General features: G+C 58.3%; 11 protein-coding genes and 1 pseudogene. 9 read left to right on the forward strand and 3 right to left on the reverse strand.

Features of this window, described 5'->3' with window-relative positions:
* Window positions 1-6 precede the first annotated feature (6 nt).
* The 7 genes from FAZ69_RS15685 to FAZ69_RS15715 all read left to right on the forward strand — a co-directional run bounded on the left by FAZ69_RS15685 (window position 7) and on the right by FAZ69_RS15715 (window position 11440).
* A complete protein-coding gene (locus FAZ69_RS15685) occupies window positions 7-759 on the forward strand; it encodes a DotU family type IV/VI secretion system protein (protein WP_136895990.1) in 753 nt (250 codons plus the stop codon).
* Between the two features lie 37 nt (window positions 760-796).
* On the forward strand, window positions 797-5020 hold the full coding sequence (locus tag FAZ69_RS15690; protein WP_136895991.1) for a type VI secretion system protein: 4224 nt from the start codon (window positions 797-799) through the stop codon (window positions 5018-5020).
* Window positions 5017-6153: a type VI secretion system protein TssA gene (gene tssA / locus FAZ69_RS15695; RefSeq protein WP_136895992.1), complete on the forward strand. Its 1137-nt coding sequence runs from the start codon at window positions 5017-5019 to the stop codon at window positions 6151-6153. The genes FAZ69_RS15690 and tssA overlap by 4 nt, the downstream gene beginning before the upstream one ends.
* A gap of 88 nt (window positions 6154-6241) precedes the next feature.
* On the forward strand, window positions 6242-8032 hold the full coding sequence (locus FAZ69_RS15700) for a hypothetical protein (protein ID WP_136895993.1): 1791 nt from the start codon (window positions 6242-6244) through the stop codon (window positions 8030-8032).
* Between the two features lie 48 nt (window positions 8033-8080).
* Window positions 8081-9328 (forward strand): M35 family metallo-endopeptidase, encoded by a 1248-nt coding sequence (locus FAZ69_RS15705; protein WP_136895994.1) that lies wholly within the window; start codon window positions 8081-8083, stop codon window positions 9326-9328.
* 151 nt (window positions 9329-9479) lie between these two features.
* On the forward strand, window positions 9480-10721 hold the full coding sequence (locus tag FAZ69_RS15710) for an IQM protein middle domain-containing protein (protein ID WP_136895995.1): 1242 nt from the start codon (window positions 9480-9482) through the stop codon (window positions 10719-10721).
* Window positions 10722-10831: 110 nt separating this feature from the next.
* The gene (locus FAZ69_RS15715; RefSeq protein ID WP_136895996.1) at window positions 10832-11440 is read left to right on the forward strand and encodes a hypothetical protein; all 609 of its coding nucleotides are present in this window, start codon (window positions 10832-10834) and stop codon (window positions 11438-11440) included.
* Window positions 11441-11513: 73 nt separating this feature from the next.
* Here FAZ69_RS15715 and FAZ69_RS15720 read toward each other — a convergent pair whose 3' ends face one another.
* On the reverse strand, window positions 11514-11735 hold the full coding sequence (locus FAZ69_RS15720; protein WP_136895997.1) for a hypothetical protein: 222 nt from the start codon (window positions 11733-11735) through the stop codon (window positions 11514-11516).
* On the opposite strand from FAZ69_RS15720, the gene FAZ69_RS15725 reads away from it, so the two are divergent.
* Window positions 11734-12882 (forward strand): M35 family metalloendopeptidase, encoded by a 1149-nt coding sequence (locus FAZ69_RS15725; protein WP_136895998.1) that lies wholly within the window; start codon window positions 11734-11736, stop codon window positions 12880-12882. The two genes, FAZ69_RS15720 and FAZ69_RS15725, sit on opposite strands and share 2 nt — an antisense overlap.
* Window positions 12883-13059: 177 nt before the next feature.
* Here the strand turns inward: FAZ69_RS15725 and FAZ69_RS15730 are convergent, their stop codons facing one another.
* Together FAZ69_RS15730 and FAZ69_RS33280 are read right to left on the reverse strand one after the other, a co-directional pair.
* Entirely contained in the window at window positions 13060-14364 is a 1305-nt protein-coding gene (locus FAZ69_RS15730) for a M35 family metalloendopeptidase (RefSeq protein WP_136895999.1), read from the reverse strand.
* Between the two features lie 749 nt (window positions 14365-15113).
* A pseudogene (locus FAZ69_RS33280) lies at window positions 15114-15410 on the reverse strand (sensor histidine kinase); the annotation flags it as partial.
* A 319-nt stretch (window positions 15411-15729) separates the two neighbouring features.
* On the opposite strand from FAZ69_RS33280, the gene FAZ69_RS15745 reads away from it, so the two are divergent.
* Window positions 15730-17124, forward strand: a complete 1395-nt coding sequence (locus FAZ69_RS15745; RefSeq protein WP_136896001.1) for a carbon-nitrogen hydrolase family protein — start codon at window positions 15730-15732, stop codon at window positions 17122-17124.
* Window positions 17125-17243 lie beyond the last annotated feature (119 nt).

The raw sequence follows: 17243 nt of genomic DNA on the forward strand, positions 1-17243 counted from the left end.
CCGAACATGGCACGCAACGCATTTGAACTTGAAGAGAACGACATCGTCATGGTGCAGTTTCGCCTCTTTGTCGATGAACTGATGCGAGCGCAACGGCGCTTTTCGGAGGAGCCCGACGCGACGCCGGAACTCGCGGCCCAGCGGGTCAGCCGCCACCTGCTGAATCTGCTGGAAATCCAGACCTTGCAGTCCCGGCGTGACAGCACGCGTTTCGATATCGAGAACCTCGCCGACGCACGCTATCTGAAGGCCGTGCTCGCCGACGAACTGCTGCTCAACACGCCGTGGATCGGCCGCGAATGCTGGACGGCCTGTCTGCTCGAATCGGCACTGTATCGAACGAATGACGCCGGCGACCTCGTGTTCCGCAAGATCGAGCAGCTTCTGTCGGATCGCGAGCCGTCGCGCCGCGACATCGCGCGGCTTTTTCTCTTCGCGCTTGCGATGGGTTTTCAGGGGCGTTTTCGCGGCGCGAACGCGAGCGCGCAGTTGCGCAGCTACCGCGAGGAGCTCTACGAATTCGTCTATCAACGGCGAGCCGACCTGGGCGGGCGCGACCGTCTGCTGGCCGAAGCCGCCTACGTCAATACGATCTCGCACATCGCGCCGCGCAAGCTGCCTGCCGTGAGCCGCTGGACCATGATGGCCCTGCTCGCGGCCGTCGCGCTGCTCGCTGTTTCGGAGCTCCTGTGGCTTTGGCAGTCGTGGCCGGTGCGCCAGGCGCTTCACGGCGACAGCGTGGAAAGGGTGAGCTCATGAGCCCGATGCGCACATTGAAACCCGCTGGAGTTCGCGCATGCTGACGAGCGACCTGTTCCTGCTCTCGCTGGCCGTTCTCATCGTCGTCGTCTGCACGGTGCTGGGCGTCGTCGTGTATTTCGCCGCGCACGGCGCGCAGAACAAGGCGGCGGGCGATCGCAAGATCGTCCGGATGCGCGCCGATTCGTTGCGCAACGCGTTTCGCCAGGCCGTGGAGCTGGTCGAGGGCAATATCGCGTCGCGGGCCGAGCGCTACAACGTGCCGTGGATTCTCGTGCTGAACGAAGGCGACGACCCGCGTCCGCTGCCGATCGCGCAGTCCGGCGTGGCGAGCGTGATGAGCTCGGAGGCAGCCGCGCCGGCCGCGACTCAGGGCATTGCATGGCAGTTCTTCGATCGCGGCATCGTGATCGACATCAAGGCGTCCTACCTGGGCTCACCCGACGAAGACACCGGTGAAAAGCCCTGGGACGAATTCCTGAGCCTGTGCCGCAACTATCGGCCGCAGCGGCCGTTCGATTCCGTAGTGGTGACGGTCCCCGCTGCGATGCTGCTGGCTGAAGACACCGATGCGAGACTCGAGCTCGTGCGGCACGCGAAGCTCGCGCATCGGCGCCTGTGGCTCGCGCAGAACCGCTTCGCCATGCGCTTCGCCCTGTACGTCGTCGTGACAGGGTGCGAATCGCTGGCCGGCTTCCCGTCGTTTGCGCGGGCCTTGCCCGAGCCGCTGCGCGCCAGCATGCTCGGTTGGTCTTCGCCGTACGACCTGTCGGTGACCTACCAGGCGAACTGGGTCGAAACCGCGATGACGAGCATCGAACGCGCCGTGTCCGATGCGAGCGCCGAGCTTTTCACGCTCGATACAGGCCATCTCGACGCACGCGAAATTCTCTTGCTGCCCGCACGCATCGACGCCATCCGGTCACAGTTGCAGCTCTACGTCGACGAACTGCTGCGGCCGAGTGCGTACCATGAACCGTTTTTCTTCCGGGGCATTTACCTGACGGGCGATACCGGCGAAATCGGCGGCGCGGGCGTCGACGAGAACATGCCGGCCGGCGTTGCCGCGATGGAGGCAGGCTCCGATCCCTATGGCCGCGGCGCGGAGCCCTATCTGGCCGGCGGGGCAGAGGAGGGTGCGGATCCCGCCGATCCGGAAACCGCTGCGCACCCGGCGCCGGGCGAAGCCGCTCGCCCGCGCGAGGGCGGCTCGCTGGTCGGCGACCTGATGCTGCAGCCGGCCTTCCTGCGCGACCTGTTCGAAAAGAAGATCTTCCTCGAATATGGTCTGACCCGGCCGTCGCGCTCGCAGCATCTCGCGCGGCCGCTCGTCAATCGCACGCTGCACTGGGGCACGCTCACGCTGCTCGGCGGCTGGGGCATCGGGCTCGCCGTCGCAACGGTGCAGTTGAACCATCGCCATGCCGCGCTCGTGGCAGCCCTCGATGACCTGCAAAAGAACGCGCAGGAACGTGCTTTAGCCGAGCGCGGCGGCCAGCAGCTGCCCGCCGACTGGTATCGAAGCAAGGCGCTTGCGCTGATCGGCGTGAACGACCGGCTGCATGCCGGCATGGACTGGACGATCTTCATGCCCGGCTCGTGGAACGTCGTCGACGATCTCGACGAGCGCGTCCGGCAGCGCTTCGAGCGCGAATTCGGCGAGATCGTCGTGACGGCGCTCGAGCGCGAGATGCTCGAACGCGTCGGAACGCTCACGGGTATCGCACGCGATCCGGGCACCGGCCAACTGATCGTCGGCGACGATTGCGCGACGCCCGCGGCGGCGAGTGCCGATGCGCGCGGCGCGGATACGCTTGCCGTCGAGGATGCGCCTGCGATGCGCGCGCTGCAGCGTTATGTCGGCGAGGTCGATAGGCTGGACGCGGCGCTGCAGGCCATGCAGCGGCTGCAGCGGCCATCGGCGGACAATGCCGATGCCCTTCGCCTCGCCGTGCGCTATGCATTCGGTGCGGAGCTGCAGGGCAACCTCGCGGGGAGTCTGCCGTACTTCTATCGCGATCCGAACCGTAGCGACGCATACGCCGCCGACGGCGCGGGCGGCGTCAATCTTCCCATCGTTCAGCAGGCGTTGCGCTGCACGTTCGACAAGGGCGCACAGCAGCTCGACGAGGCGATCTTCGCGGGCAATCCGCTGTTGAATGCCGAGCGCGCGGTCGTGAGCCATCTCGGCGATCTGTCGGTGAACGACAACAAAGCGGCGGACTTTACCCAGCTTACCGGCGACTACCGCGCAATCGCGGCCGGCATCGGCGCGCAGCAGGATCTGCTGGCTTCGGGCAAGGGCGGATGGATGAGGCGGACACAGTTCGTTCCCGGCTCGGCCTACGACCGCACGTTAGCGCGCGCGGCGCAGAGCCGCCTGCTCGGCCCCGACCTCGTTGCGCGGGTGCAGGCGCGCTCCGGCAATGCCTACCAGGCGTTCAAGAGCGAGCTGGCGTTGCACTTCGGAGGCGCCGATGCAGGCATCGTGTGGGTCGACAAGGAGGCGCGCTACGCGATCTCGCCGGCGCGGCTCGCACTGCGCGACGGTCTGTTGAGGCTGCTGGGCCAGCCGTTCATGGTCGCGCCGCGCGACCTCCCGTTGCCGTCGATACCTGAAGGCTCGACCATTGCGTGGGACCTGCCCCAGCTCGATCAGGCCCTGGCCTTGGGCGAGGCGCGCAAGCGCTTTCTGGCGGAAGGCCTGAACGCGTTTCCCGACACGCTGCGTCCCGTCGTGGAACAGGCGCTCGATGTGCAGTTCGCCCGTCTCATGTTCGATCAGGTGGTGGCGGCGGCTGCCGTGCCGCCGGTGCAAGGCGGGCCGGACGACGCGGCGTTCGATGCCGCGCGCAGCCGTCTCGTGAAGATACGCGCGGCGCTGGCCGACATGGACGCGGCGGCGCAGGCCGCGGATCTCGACGCGTTGCTGTCGCGCGATGCCATGGAGCACCTGCGCCTCGTCGACGATGCGCTGATGCATGCCGAGCTGTATGCGACCAGGCCGGCAGGCGCCATGTCGAGCGGCGGCGCCAATGCGTCCGTGCTCGCCGCATTCGGGATCGCCGACTCGGCGCAGCTGGGCATCTATCTCGACCAGCAGGCGGCACGGGCCGCGACGCTCGGCAAACAGGCGACGGTCTATCTCTCTGCGCTCGGCGCGGCCGATGCGGCATCTCCGCTGGCGCAGCGCTGGCAGGCGATCGAACTCGACCTGGGGCGCTACCAGCTCAAGAATCCGAACAGCAGTCTGCTGATGCTGGAGCAGTTCGTGCAGACGGTGGCGGGCGATGCCCGTGGCGGCGACTGTATCGGGCGGTTCCCGCCGCGGCCGTCCGCCGGGGGCGCGGGCGATTATTTCACCACGGTGCACATGCGTCTGTACGACGGCCTGCTCGCGCGTTGCGGCCAGAGCTATAACGCCGAACTGCGCCAGCAATGGGACGCTTTCGCGTCGGCGTTCAACCAGTCCGTCGCGGGGCGCCAGCCGTTCGGTGTTTCCGCGCGGCTCACAGGTCGAGCCGGTGCGGGAAATGCGGGCAGCGCGGAAACCATATCGGCGGACTTCGCCGAACTCGGGCAGACGCTGCGGCAATACGAGCGCGCTGCCCGAATCTTGCAGCAGGCGCGCAACGTTGCCGCCGAGCGGGGCGTCGGCGGCAGCGCGGCCGTGCGTCAATTCGCCGACCGGTTCGACCCGGTGGCTGCGCTTCTCGCGCCGCTGTATCCGGCAAACGACGGGGCGCCGACGGGCTATGACGTGCGCGTCGATTTCCGCGCGAACCGGACGGGCGAGATCGCGGCCAATCAGGTGATCGACTGGACGCTCAAAGTCGGCGCGCAAAGCGTATCGATGAGCGACGCATCGAGCACGCTGCACTGGGAGTACGGCATGCCCGTCACGCTGGTGCTGCGCTTCGCGAAGGACTCCCCGGTTACGGCGCTCAACGACCCGGGGCAGCGTGCGTTCTCGACCGATGGCCGCACCTTGACGTGGCAATTCGCCGACCCGTGGTCGCTCTTTTCGTTCGTCTCGCAGCAGCGCGTTGCCGACGCGTCCGCGCGCGAACGCGCGCCGGGACCGCTGCTCAAGTTCGATTTCCCGCTGGGCACGGTGAACGCCGCGGATCTCGCGCTGCTGCCGAAACAGGCGCACGGCCAGGTGTTCGTCAGGCTCACGTTGAGCGCGCCCGGCAGCAAGACGCCACTGCCCTGGCCCGGCAGCTTCCCGACATCCGCTCCCGAATGGAATGCACTATGAGCACACCGTATTCGCTGGATACCCAGCCGGACTTCACCGTCGACGCTGAGAGCTATCTCGCGGCATTGCCCGATGGCGACGGCGCGGGTGAGTCGCTGCGCGGCGATGCGCTTTACGCGCGGATCCGCGCGGCGCGGCACGAGGACGATGCCTCGCTGCCGATGGGCGATTGGGAACGCCCGCTTGCAAGAGCGGACTGGAAGACCGTCGCTGCGCTGAGCGGCGACGCGCTGCAAACGCGAAGCAAGGATTTTCAGCTTGCCGCGTGGCTGTGCGAGGCGTGGACGCATTTGCATCATGTCGACGGTTTCGTGGCCGGTGTCGAGGTGATGACGGGACTCGTCGAGCGCTATTGGGAAACAGCCTGGCCGCAACTCGAGGACGGCGACGCCGAAGTGCGGGCAGCGCCGTTCGCGTGGTTCGCCAGGAACAGCGCACAGGTGCTGTCGCTGCATGTGCCGCTGATGCAGATCGATGTGCCCGACGACCTGCCCGCGCTCAATCTCGAAGCGTTCCAGCGGCTTGCCGCGGCGCCCGCCGGCGACGGCGACGGCGGCGGCGCGGTGACTCGCGAGCTGATCGATCTGCACGTGATGCGCGGCGACAACCTCGCCGCACTGGCTCGATTGCAAGAGCGCGCGGGCGCTGCAAGGGAAGCCTGGGAGCGGATGTCCCAGCTCGTCGATATTCGGCTCGGTGACTATGCGCCGAGTTTCAACGGCGTCGCGGAAGTGCTGACGCGGCTTTCGCGGGCGGCCACCAGCCTGATCGGCGGGCGGGCGGTGCATGTGCCGCCGGCGGTCGAGGCGCGGGACGAGGCGCATGGCGAGGAGGTGTCTGGCGAAGACGCGCAGGCAGCGTATGTGCCGATGCAGCCGCATTCGGCCTCGCACACGACTGCAGGGACGCTCCCGCACAGCATCGTCGACCTGATCACCGATCGCTCGCATGCCTACCGGCTGCTCGCCGACGTTACGCGTTATCTACGGCGTCAGGAGCCGCACAGCCCGACCTCGTATCTGCTCGAACGGGCGATTTCGTGGGAAAGCATGAGTCCGGCGGACTTGATGCGCGACATCGTGCAACCGGATGGCAGTGTCGAGCGCTATTTCCTGATGCTGGGGCTCGAGTGACGGCAGTGTGTGCGAGACGCGGCCGTGACGCCGTTGCGGGCCAGGTCTCCTGTTTTCCAATCTGCACAACTCTCTTGTTGGAGATGTCATGTTTCTTGAACCCATCGTAGCGAAGCGGGCGGCCAGGCTGATGATGCGCGACGCTGTCGAATCCGTGTCGAAAGAGCATACGGGGCTCACCAAACACTTTTTGTCCAACAAGGCGAAGACGTTCATCGCAAAGTGGAGCACGGAAAGCAAGGTCAGCATGGGAACCGGCGTGGCTGTCGCGGTCAGCGTGACCGTTGCCGGCGCCTTGACGGGCGGCATCGCGATTCCTGTGCTGATCGGGCTCGCGGCGGGCACCTACGCGCTCAGGAACGCCATCGAATTGATCGGTGCGGATCATCGGCGTGCGAACCGCAACTGGCTGAAGCGGTTCCCCAGTGCGACGCCGAAGCTGGAGTCCGAGGTGGGCGTCTTCCTGACCGTGGAAGCCAGCGATGCGCTGCGACGGGCGGTCGATCACTTCCGCATGATGAAAACGATCGACCAGGAAGTCAAAGATGCAGCCGGCTCCGATTTCTGGAACTGCGAAGAAGCGATCAACTACGCCAAGGCGGTGTCGAGGTTTATCCATCACAGCGACAAGGTACGCAACTACACGCTGCCTGTGCTCGACCTGCTGATCTTCTATCTCGATTCGTACGCGAAGCTCACCGAGAACTGGGCTCTGTTGGAGCCGAACATCAGCGCGGCCTTGCAGCTCTGGTTCGAGCAGCACAGCCATGCAAGCTGTTGCCCCGGCGGCGGCGACAAGGACGTGTGCTATGCGCCGCCCGCTGCCGATCCCAATGGCGGCATGCCCGCAAAGCGGCACGCCGAGGCGACCTCTATGTTGCAGGCGGGCTTCGAACCCGCTTCCCCGCCGTCGGACATACCGGGCGCCGTGAAGATCGGCGAATTGCTCGAAGGCATGAAGGCAGCTCGCGACAAGATCGTCGCGGGCATGCACGCGTCCGATAGCGCCACCTGGAACTACAGCGCGGAACGCCTTGTCATGACGACCCGCGCCAGGTCAGGAGCGCCTGTCGCCGACCACGGGCACAAACGACGTCTGGACGCGTTGCTCGACGCCGTGTGGCGGCAGGTGGACCGCCCCGGCTATTTTGCGCGGGCCACACGGCGCGCCGGGCATTGGTATACGCGGACGACGAGTAGCGAGAAAGTCGGAGCGGCGATCGGCGAAGCGCTGGCTGTCGGCTCGATCTTTTTGCCGTTCATCGGCGAGGCCAACGAACTGACCAAGCTGGGGCAGAGCGCCATCTCGGGCAGCACGACCGCCGCGGTGCTGATTGGCGACAAGGTGGGGCTCAATCTGCTGAAGGGCGCGGACGGTACCGCCATCAAGTGCAGCCTGATCGATCAAAAGCTCGTCGAGTGGCACGCGACGGCCGAAATCCGGGCGGCCGGCTCGGGTGTGGAAAAACTGATGTCCAAGCTGATGCTGCATTTCAAGAAAGCCGCGGAAGCCGTGAAGGCGCTCGACGAATCGTCGCGCTTCATCTCGTCGTGCAACGACGCCATGGCCCTGTCCACCAAGGTTGCGGAAATCGTGTCCCAGATGGAGAAAGTGAGTCGCTATGCGGGGCCATGTATCGGCATTGCCGATGTGCTGTGCAAGCACTGCCATGACTGGTCGGCAGTGGAGTGGGAGATGTGGCGGGATATGGAATACAGCGTCCTCGATTGGCTGCGCGACGATGCCGCGCATGAGCACTGCCGGGTTGGCCGCACGAAGTGCTACGGCGCGAAACATCACTACGCGGGGGGGAATTTCCTTGGGCGCGGCGGCACGTGGGTGCATATCACGAACGATCCGCATAATCCGATCACTTAACGGAAGAGACTTGCTCGCGGATGGTTGATCTTGGTGAGGAGTGGATAAATGGCCTTTAAGAGCGGCGCAGAACGATTCGATGAAGCACTCGGCACATTGTTGTCCTTGGGTGCGAAGAACGGGGAGGAGATTTACAAAGGTTATAAAGGCGTACTGGAGTGGCTTGGTCAACAAGCCAATCCTGTTGCCGCAAAAGGTGTCGCCGGGAGCCAGATCTCCGTTGGTGGTGTCTTCTCCGATGATCATCCGATGGCAAAGGAGATAAGAAGAACGCTGCGTGCGCTGTTGCTTCTTCTTGTTACGCGCTATGGATTGACGCAGAGTGAGTTGAAAGCGATTAAGAGGAAATACGATGGGAGCAGATCTCCTGCTCAGCTCAATGAGATAGTTTCCAGTATAAAAGAAAAGAGTTCGAGAATCAGGAATCTGTCTGTTCTCATCGATAGCAAGGTTTATCGTCATGCGGGCGAGCTGGGCATGCCGGATGTGGCTCAAGTTCTCCGTGCTGGACGTGATTCGGGAAGTCGCGTTCTGGGGGAGGCTTATGCGTACATGAATTCCGCTTCGGACGATAAAAATTTCTATTCCCCTTGGTTTGGTGACTGGGACGCGAAAGGAAAGAACGGGGAGTACGGGGGGAAGATGTATAGAGAGGTTGTAAAAGATAAACTTAAAAAGGTTCTGGATGCCTATCTTAGCAAGTCCTTGAGTTTCACTGCCGAAAAGTATGGAAGTTTGAATGCGAATGTTTATGCCACGGCTGTTCCGCAGTCCTACGAGGATTTTATTGGAAGGAATTATATTGAAGTGGATTTAGGTCGGCATTTCTTTACGTCTACTAGTTCGCATAGTAGTGAAATTGTGCGTGATGACGCTTTGTTCGCCGATGTTTTGGAGCGACTTTTTAGGCTGAACGGTGAAGAGGAGGCTATTGAATCGGCTTATCGCAAGGCAGTAATGGATGGCGATTTTCACTGGGCGGATAAAGAAGGACCTGCCAGGTTAGCTTATGACCGTGATGCGCGTCTTCGTGACGTGCAGGAGCGAAAGGACAGAAATAAGGAGCGCCTGCCTCGTGACCCGCCGGGAAGGCCGAAAAGGATCTCTGTTACCGGTGTAATTCTTCATGAAGCTACGCACCAAGTAGTCAAGACGACGGATGTGAAGATATCGGGTGAAGCGATGTATGGTCCAAACTACTGCCGTTGGCTTTCAAAAAATCATCCAGATCAGGCTCTCCTGAACGCCGATAGTTATCGGCTCTTTTGTGAAGAATTCTTGCTGCCCCGGTACTGAAAAACGTTAAAAATTGACCAGTGGGGCTGCTCACTGTTCACTTTGATTCGGTGGGCGATTTGGCTTGCGACAGCTTGGCGGCTACGCGCCAAGTCTAAATGAATTCCCGTGAATTCTGGCTGCCACTCGTTTTTAATTTTTGAGGTATTCCATGGCAATAATCCCAACTAAAGCCGACTTTGTGTCGGCCACGGATTTGAAGTTTGTCATCTCGGGGCGGCGAGTGGAGGACAGGATTTTGAATAATATAGACTCGCTTCTTGACCTGTTTCATGGTCTGGAATCCGAGTCGGATGCTGGCGTCAAGAAAGCTGCCAGAATAAATGTATTGGGCAGGCTATATTTCGCGACTGATAGATGGCTGAAAATAGCGGACCAGGGAAGCAATCCGACAGTCAATCCGCGTCGCCGGCCTGCTGTATTCGCTCTCTACAAATTGATCGTGGATAGAATAAAGAGCGACGCAGGTGTAAATGAAAGCGTCATGCCATCGTGGCTGGTGAAGACTTTCGGCAAGGATATGGTGGAGCACGGGGTCCATGTGGATCTGGTGACAGATTCTGCCCGCTATCTTTCCGAGCAGGAAAGGGAAAAATATAAAATAGTTTTCAAGGGAGGGCTCGCATACCAGCAAAAGTGGTGGGAAGACAGCGCGGCGTTGATATTGGCCGATACGGAAATCCGCAATCATAATGATGTCGTGAACAAGGTGATTTCGAATTTATTCGGCGGATATGTGGTTAGCATGTCGGGTGATTTTTATAGCGGCCCGCATGTGCCAGCCGCGGAGAAAAGCAATAATGGCCGGTATCATTCCTCTTATTTCTCGGGAGGGAGCGTGCTGTGCGCGGGGGAGATTCGCATAAGAAATGGAGTGGTAACTCACATTAACGACAAGAGCGGGCACTATAGGCCTGACAGTTCAAATCTGGCGCGTGCCGTGGAGGCGCTTGAAACTCAAGGCGTTAATATAAAAAATATTTTGGTAAAGGCGTTAGGCTACGGTGAAATGATGGCAGAAAGATATTTGGAGAAAATCAATGAGCGGCTGGATGTGTATCGTACGATTTCGCATCATGCAAGCTCGGCGCCGTCCGCTATATCGAGGTTTGAGCATGGAGTGGTGATGAATCGAATTTCTCACGATGTGCGAAAGGAGGCTTTCGAGATTCTGAAGGCTCACTGGATAAACAACGGAGCCAAGCCGCCTAGGCCAGGGCATGGATTTCAGGCAAGGATGGATTGCTACGTATGCAAGGATTATAGCGTTTACTGGCTTAAGATGAACGAGCTCAAGACGGCGGCCGGAGGGCGGATAGAAAATATCGTCGTGCCTGAAATAGCTTCGCTTCTGGGAACGGGGCCTGGGTTTATAACACGGCCACGACGCTGACATGGCATGTTTTTTTTCAATGATGGTAACGCGCTCGGGTTGTTGCGAGGGAAACCATTGATGCTGTACATGCACGGATCAATTCTTCAAATCTAATACGAGGTTCTTACATGCCAGTACGGAAATTGCGCTTCGAATACGCAGTCGCCGAAACAGTAGAAGATCAAGGGCGTAATCTTACTCTCGCACTTAACCTTGGGTTGAATGCCTTCACACATATGCTGTTCTGCTATCTGCTGCGGGAGTACCGCAGCAGGCCGACCAAAACCAAAGCCATCTTCATTTGGAACCGCTGTTTGAAACATCTTGCGGGGTGGTCCGGCATCGGTACAAGTGACCTGGGGTTGATCGAGATGGATCTCGGAGTTGATGAGTGCGAAGGCGGCGCGGAAGGAAGAAACATCATCACTACCCTAAAAGCCACCATCGCCTTGATCGAGCACTCGCGTGAGTTAGCGGTGAAAACGAACCGCATCAGCCGGTTTTTGACCTCTGCTTCGCGCGTGCCTAATAACACCATCTTTGATGCATTCGAAACTGCCATGCTGAAACGGATAGGCGATTCGCCGTGGCTAGATATCGAAAACTGGGCGCATTTCGGCCAAGACAGAACCGGGGACGCGCGGCCCAAATACCTCAGACTGTTTCCAAAGTTGCGAGCGGATCTCAAAGCGGCCGGTTTTATCAAGGTAGAGTTGGCCGTAGCAACAGTCCGCTAGTTACCCTCGCGTTTCGTGTAGAGGCATAGCGCGGGCCACTCAACCGTACTCGCGCTGTCCGTATCTGGCCGCGCTATTCCAGTCCGAGAGGCACGAGATAACGCGTCATGTTTTCCCGGTGCGGCTTGAGCCGATTGTTCAGCAGCGAATCGATTTCCGCGACGCGTTCGTTGGTTCGTGTCCCAGATGAAGAACGTGAGCCGCTACGCAGGGCCTGCCATTGGCATCGTCGATCTGCTGTGCGGTTACTACTATGCCTGGTCAACAAAGCTTTCACATTGAAGTTGTCTTTCATGAAGTATCCTCATATTGAAAAGGCAGTGGAAGAGATTACGAGGAATAGATTCTTGGAAAATACACTCTCTCCGTCATTGCTGACGGATGAGGTGGGAAGTTCGTTGAGTAAGAAAACCAAGGCTCAGGTCGCGGAGATCAACAATTCATTGAATTTCGTCTTCCCGCCCTCCATGCCGCGGCCTTTCAATGCAGACGCTATTGTCAGGGCAAGATGTGCTGCAATCCTCATATCCAAAACGATCGATAGAAGGCTTCCGCCGCGTCTGCCACACGGAAGTGCCGCATACAACCCGGAAAGCTGGGATGGAAATCTACTTGAGGGGTATGTCGTAGCGCATCTGAACGCGGCTAGCCTTCCCAGCGGTGCGGCCGGCGCCTACCTGGCCGCAAGTTTTTGGGCTTTTGCCACAGCGGAGGAAAGGGCGCAAGCCATGGCGGCGCGAGCGGAAGCAATCGAACTTTGCGCATTTGGTGTAGTGGCAGCCAACCATGCGGCGCGCGCAATGATTGCCGGGCATGCCAGAAATAATCTGGACATATATTCGGATTTGATGCTGCTATGGTTTGGATCCACGCCCGGAGCCGCAGAAGAGGTGAAGCGAAAGCTACGCCTCACCCTGGCCGGTCTCAGAACGGAATATATCTGTTTTTGTTATGGTGGAGACAACATCAGACAGGGAACCAAGTATAAAGAGAAGGGGTTTGGTCAATCAGGCGTTGCCGCGGTGGTAAGTACGCATAATAAATGGGCCGACGTTGCCGCCTCAAATAGAAATCGGATTCTATTTGGGAAGAATTTCTTTAGCTCTAAATTAACGAAGATTTCGCTGGAAGAAGAAGACATCAAGGGCATGCTGAAAGACAGCTTGGAGATGCGGATATCGCGCGGTGGCGCCGTACTGCATGAGGCGACTCACTTATACGCACGGACCGGAGATGTTTTAATGAGCGATGCGGTATATCTGGCGGCCGGTTTCGCGCTTCCTTCGATATCCGGGAAGGATCGGGTTGTAGCCTACGGGCCGAAATACTGCCGCGCTCTCGCGAAGACGGATCCGAGGTCATCTCTCGATAACGCCGATACCTATCGCCTGTTTTGTGAGCATGCAAAATATTGTCGGCAGCAAGGGGCCAGCAGGATATAAGTCGTATCGGCGGACACAGTGCTTCAGCGAGTGTGGACTAAAAGAGCCTGGAAAATCAGTTCTTTAGGCAACGCTTCCTGTCAGGAAAAACAAGACAGAAAGTTAACGCCAAGCCGGAAAAGTTAACAGACCAAAAACTTAATTTCGCAACGGCTTCCAAGGAATTCTGTTATTTCTTCAGGTTGTTTGGAGCGATTTGGTTAGCAAGAATTCCTCACAAAAGAGCCGATAGTTATCAGCATTCGTGATAGCCAATTGTGGGGCTTTTCTTGCAAGCCAGTAACACTTGTCTGCCCCATACATGACCTCCCCCCCTGCTGAGCTATACACTACCTCCTCCTCCCCCTCCCCCCTCATCAACACCGATACATCTGTTGTATCGACTATCTGGTGTGTGGCTTCGTGAACAATTACACCTGCAACAGATATTTTCCGCTCGCGTTCAGCCCAGGGAGGCAGAGGCAGGAGCATCCAATTCTCGTGCATCTCCGTTTCCAGCTTAATTATATCAGGGTCCGCCTTCGCCTTTGCCTTCGCCTCTTTGAATTTTCTGCGTTCTTCAGAATAACTGCTATAATAGCCGTTCATTTCCCGACAAATAATATTCAGAAACTTCGAATTCTTCTCCGCTTTTATCTTCAAATGGCGATCGAAATAGGCGGCATACTCCTTTGCATCATAAAACAATTGATCGCTATGCGAATCGGTGCCTGGAAAAAAATACTCAGCAAGATTAACTTTAATATAATTCTGCTTACAAAACTCCTCGTAGCTCTGTTGCGCAGCTGTAGCAATGACGTCACCCATCCTGCGCGTAAAAGTAAACATCATGCGCTTTGTCGCGTAGGCACCCATAACCTTTCTAATATTATCTTCAACAGTCTCTCTATTTTTCTTTCCATTGAAAGTTGCATCAAAGTCGCCGAACCATCTCGTATAAAGAAGTTTCTCTCTCGAAGGGGACTTCATGTACGCATGAGCCTCCCGCAGCATTTGGTTGCCGGAATTGCGACCATCCTCGAGAGTCTGACGAGTATGCGGAAAGCCTATCCCTCCCGCGTATTCATAAACCGCGGGACTGATTTCAACAGGTTCGATGGAAGTTAATCGAGGGCTCCGGCTTGCTTCTTTTATTTCAGAATTGATTTTAATTAGCTGATGAGGATACCTAGCTCCATCGTATATCCCCTTCAATGCCGTTACGCCGTCACGACTCAAATTATGGCACGTAATCTTCAGAAGCAGCAGCGCACGCAGTGATCTTCTTATTTCTACCGCCAATAAACTTTTATCAGAAAAAAAACCGCCAACGGAGATCTGACTTCCAACGGTGTTTTTTGCAACAACGGGGTTTGCCTGCTTGCTCAGCCAAACCAGCACGCCCTTGTAACCGTTATAGAACTCAAATCCCCGCGTCGCACCCAGAGACAATAAAGTCTCGAGTGCTTCATCGAATCGTTCAGTCCCACTCTTGAAGGCCATTTCTCTACCCTTCACAAGAATAAACAATCTGCGAGCAAGTCTTTTTCATTGTTAGACTCGATGCGTCACAACTATCAAGCAAGACTGGCAGGATGTCGGAAAACTTCCACTGCTCGTTTGCGCGGGAAGATGAAACGTTGAGACAGAGCCTTCGAGAATGTGGGTGTCGGCGCGTAAGCGAGCGCCGTGTGCCGATACAGATTCGGTTGTCGCACCCCGCGCAATGCGTTTAGCGCATTTTTCCCCGACGAGTCTTTTTTTTCGGAATCGGGTCGAGTATACCGACCCGGAGCGCTGGCATCTGTCGCACAAATGCGCTACATCAAGCGTCCTGTAACACTACAAGACGTTTCTAGTCGCCACCCCAAAGACATCTATCGGGGTAATCGTCCGAATCATGCAAATTCTGGCGGTTTATACGGAAAATAACCAATACATCAATGACCTGCACGACTTGCCATCGTGCGATGTTAGCTGAGCCACAAACCCTTGCTGTAGGCGGCTCCGCGCACTGCTAACGCCAGATTTTGCACCGAAAGTACGAATACCCCTTGCGTCACGACCATTGCCCGGAATTCCTTCGAGTAGTTCTTGGACCCAAGCCGTCGACCCGCTGCCTTCGTTTCCATCGTTCTAATTCCCACTTGATTTGGTGGGAATTAGGTTGCCGATGTTTGCTAGTCGGCGCCAGTGGATGCGTTCCAAGACGAGGCTCGATGGAAGCACTCCGGCGGCTTGCCCATGGGATCCTAGGCGACCTGTGGCGTGCGCTCCAACGGCAGCCAGAGCGTGAAGCGCGTAGACACCCAGTCCACCGTGCCGTCGACGGCGCGGGCCCGGCGTTGCTGGTTATATAGTCCGTGTCCTTTGCCGGCCGCCAGGGCGCCCTGCACGTCGAAGCCTTGACCGTTGTCCTCGATGATGACCCGCACGCCGTCTGCTTGCGCAGCGGTGCCGATGCGGATCTTGCTGGCGCGCGTGTGCTTCAGGATGTTGGCGATGCTTTCCTGCACGATGCGCAGGATGTGCAGCGCGCTGGAAATATCATCGGCGGCATGTGGGGCAGCAGGGTTGTGCTTACCGTATTGACGCGCCGTAATCTGAAGGACGAGCCAGGTTAGAAGAGGCGAGCGATGTAGCGCGTTTGTGCTACAGATCGGCGCTGTCCACACGACTATAGTTTCGATAATTTCAAAAAAATGCACGGAAAAAATGAAGCACTCGCAGTGCATGGTCGGAAAGCGGTGGTTGATCAGCTGTTGAAGAGCAATAAATTGAACTCATAAAAACGCCTGCAGGGGCTGGTTGCGCTGATCCGGACTGCCGCCACAGCCGGTTGTCTCCCTGATTGCATCAGAAAAGAACATGCCCGCAAAGAAACTGATTGTTTGCATATGGTCGGTGCCCACTCAACACTCACAGACGGTACCGCTCAATGTGCGAATGCACGGTCTCAAGAAAGCGGTACATTACGCCAATAGTCTGATTGACGCGAGCGGGAGGTCGGACGGGATCTCGCCTAAGGGGGTATTTGTTGCGCCGGAGTATCTGTTTGCCCGGCCTGCTGCAACACCCAACCACACCGTGGGCATGACGCGGCACATTGAGGAATCCGATCAAGATGATCTGTTTCGAGAGATGATTGCCTTGAGCCGGGAGGTGCGTGATCTCCTGATCATTCCCGGGACCGTGGCGTGGCGCAGGCCGTTCGGGCGCATTGAAGAAAGCGTTGACGCAGTCAGACAGAATGCTGGCTTGCTCTTTGGCGGTGATTTGAGGCAACCGGTGTCTGGGCCGCTGTATGGTGTCGTCCCAGCCATGTCCTCAGGCAACAAGCTTGCTAAGCTTGGATCGGTAGGGTTAGTGGACGCAGACGAATTCAGGGCCGAGAATACGGCATATGTCTTGTTGAACGGCACATTGCTATTCAAGTACAACAAGCGCAGTGATTTTCACGAGGTACTGACGCCGACTGGGGGGACCATCCATGTTCCCGGCATACTGGACGGCCGCTTCGAGGTTCGAACTAACGAGGCAGTACCGCGGACCATTCAGTTCGGCCTCGAAATCTGTCTTGACCATAGCTACGGGACTTTACGCAGGGCTACGCAGAGGGGAAGGGTCGATGTCCATATCATCACCTCGGCAGCGACAACACTCATTCCGTCCCACGTTGCGGTGAAGCACAATGGCTATCTGGTGCATGCCTGTTCCAATCAATGGCAGTCGGAAGTCCGTCTCGAAGGCTGGAGCGTCCCGCACTTCAACGAGTCCGGCAGTGCACCGCTCCGACTTTATGACCTGACGCTGAATTCACTAGGGAGTGAGCCGCAGGCAGAGCCGGCTCCACTGCCGTTACCGCCGATGTCGTTGCCGCCATCACCGGCAACGTTGTTCCCGCCATCACCGGCAATGTTTTTCCCGCTATCACCGGCGATGTTGTTCCCGCCACCACTGCCGATGTCTTTCACGCCATCGCTGCTGATGTCGCTTCTGTCGTGGCCGGTGACGTCGTTCCTGCCGTTACCGGCGACGTCGTTGCCGCCATCACCGGCGACGTCGTTCCCGCTATCACCGCCACTGACGGTACCGCCACAACCACAACCAGCATTGCGGTCGGTTGCGTTTCCCGTACCGATGAACGCCAACACAAGAGTGATACGAACGACAACTAGCAAAAGAGCGGAACCAATGAGGCCTAACAACGGAGCGATACCAACGGCGTTTTACAACGGGCCCAAAGGCACTGTTAAAAAATGATCCTTGAGGTGGGAAACATGAGTTTCCCGTGACTATTCACCTTTCAGCGGGTCGTGTATGAAGTCGACCCAAAATGCGGATTTCGCTGGCGTGCGTGTGATGCAGGATGTGCAGCGCGC

The organism is Trinickia terrae (assembly GCF_005144415.1).
GTDB classification, from domain to species: Bacteria; Pseudomonadota; Gammaproteobacteria; order Burkholderiales; family Burkholderiaceae; genus Trinickia_A; species Trinickia_A terrae.

Coding starts and splice junctions, on each gene's coding strand:
- FAZ69_RS15725 (WP_136895998.1), top strand. CDS start 11,734: ATGAAGTATCCTCATATTGAAAAGGCAGTGGAAGAGATTACGAGGAAT.
- FAZ69_RS15715 (WP_136895996.1), top strand. CDS start 10,832: ATGCCAGTACGGAAATTGCGCTTCGAATACGCAGTCGCCGAAACAGTA.
- FAZ69_RS15705 (WP_136895994.1), top strand. CDS start 8,081: ATGGCCTTTAAGAGCGGCGCAGAACGATTCGATGAAGCACTCGGCACA.
- FAZ69_RS15745 (WP_136896001.1), top strand. CDS start 15,730: ATGCCCGCAAAGAAACTGATTGTTTGCATATGGTCGGTGCCCACTCAA.
- FAZ69_RS15685 (WP_136895990.1), top strand. CDS start 7: ATGGCACGCAACGCATTTGAACTTGAAGAGAACGACATCGTCATGGTG.
- FAZ69_RS15710 (WP_136895995.1), top strand. CDS start 9,480: ATGGCAATAATCCCAACTAAAGCCGACTTTGTGTCGGCCACGGATTTG.
- FAZ69_RS15690 (WP_136895991.1), top strand. CDS start 797: ATGCTGACGAGCGACCTGTTCCTGCTCTCGCTGGCCGTTCTCATCGTC.
- FAZ69_RS15720 (WP_136895997.1), bottom strand. CDS start 11,735: ATGAAAGACAACTTCAATGTGAAAGCTTTGTTGACCAGGCATAGTAGT.
- tssA (WP_136895992.1), top strand. CDS start 5,017: ATGAGCACACCGTATTCGCTGGATACCCAGCCGGACTTCACCGTCGAC.
- FAZ69_RS15700 (WP_136895993.1), top strand. CDS start 6,242: ATGTTTCTTGAACCCATCGTAGCGAAGCGGGCGGCCAGGCTGATGATG.
- FAZ69_RS15730 (WP_136895999.1), bottom strand. CDS start 14,364: ATGGCCTTCAAGAGTGGGACTGAACGATTCGATGAAGCACTCGAGACT.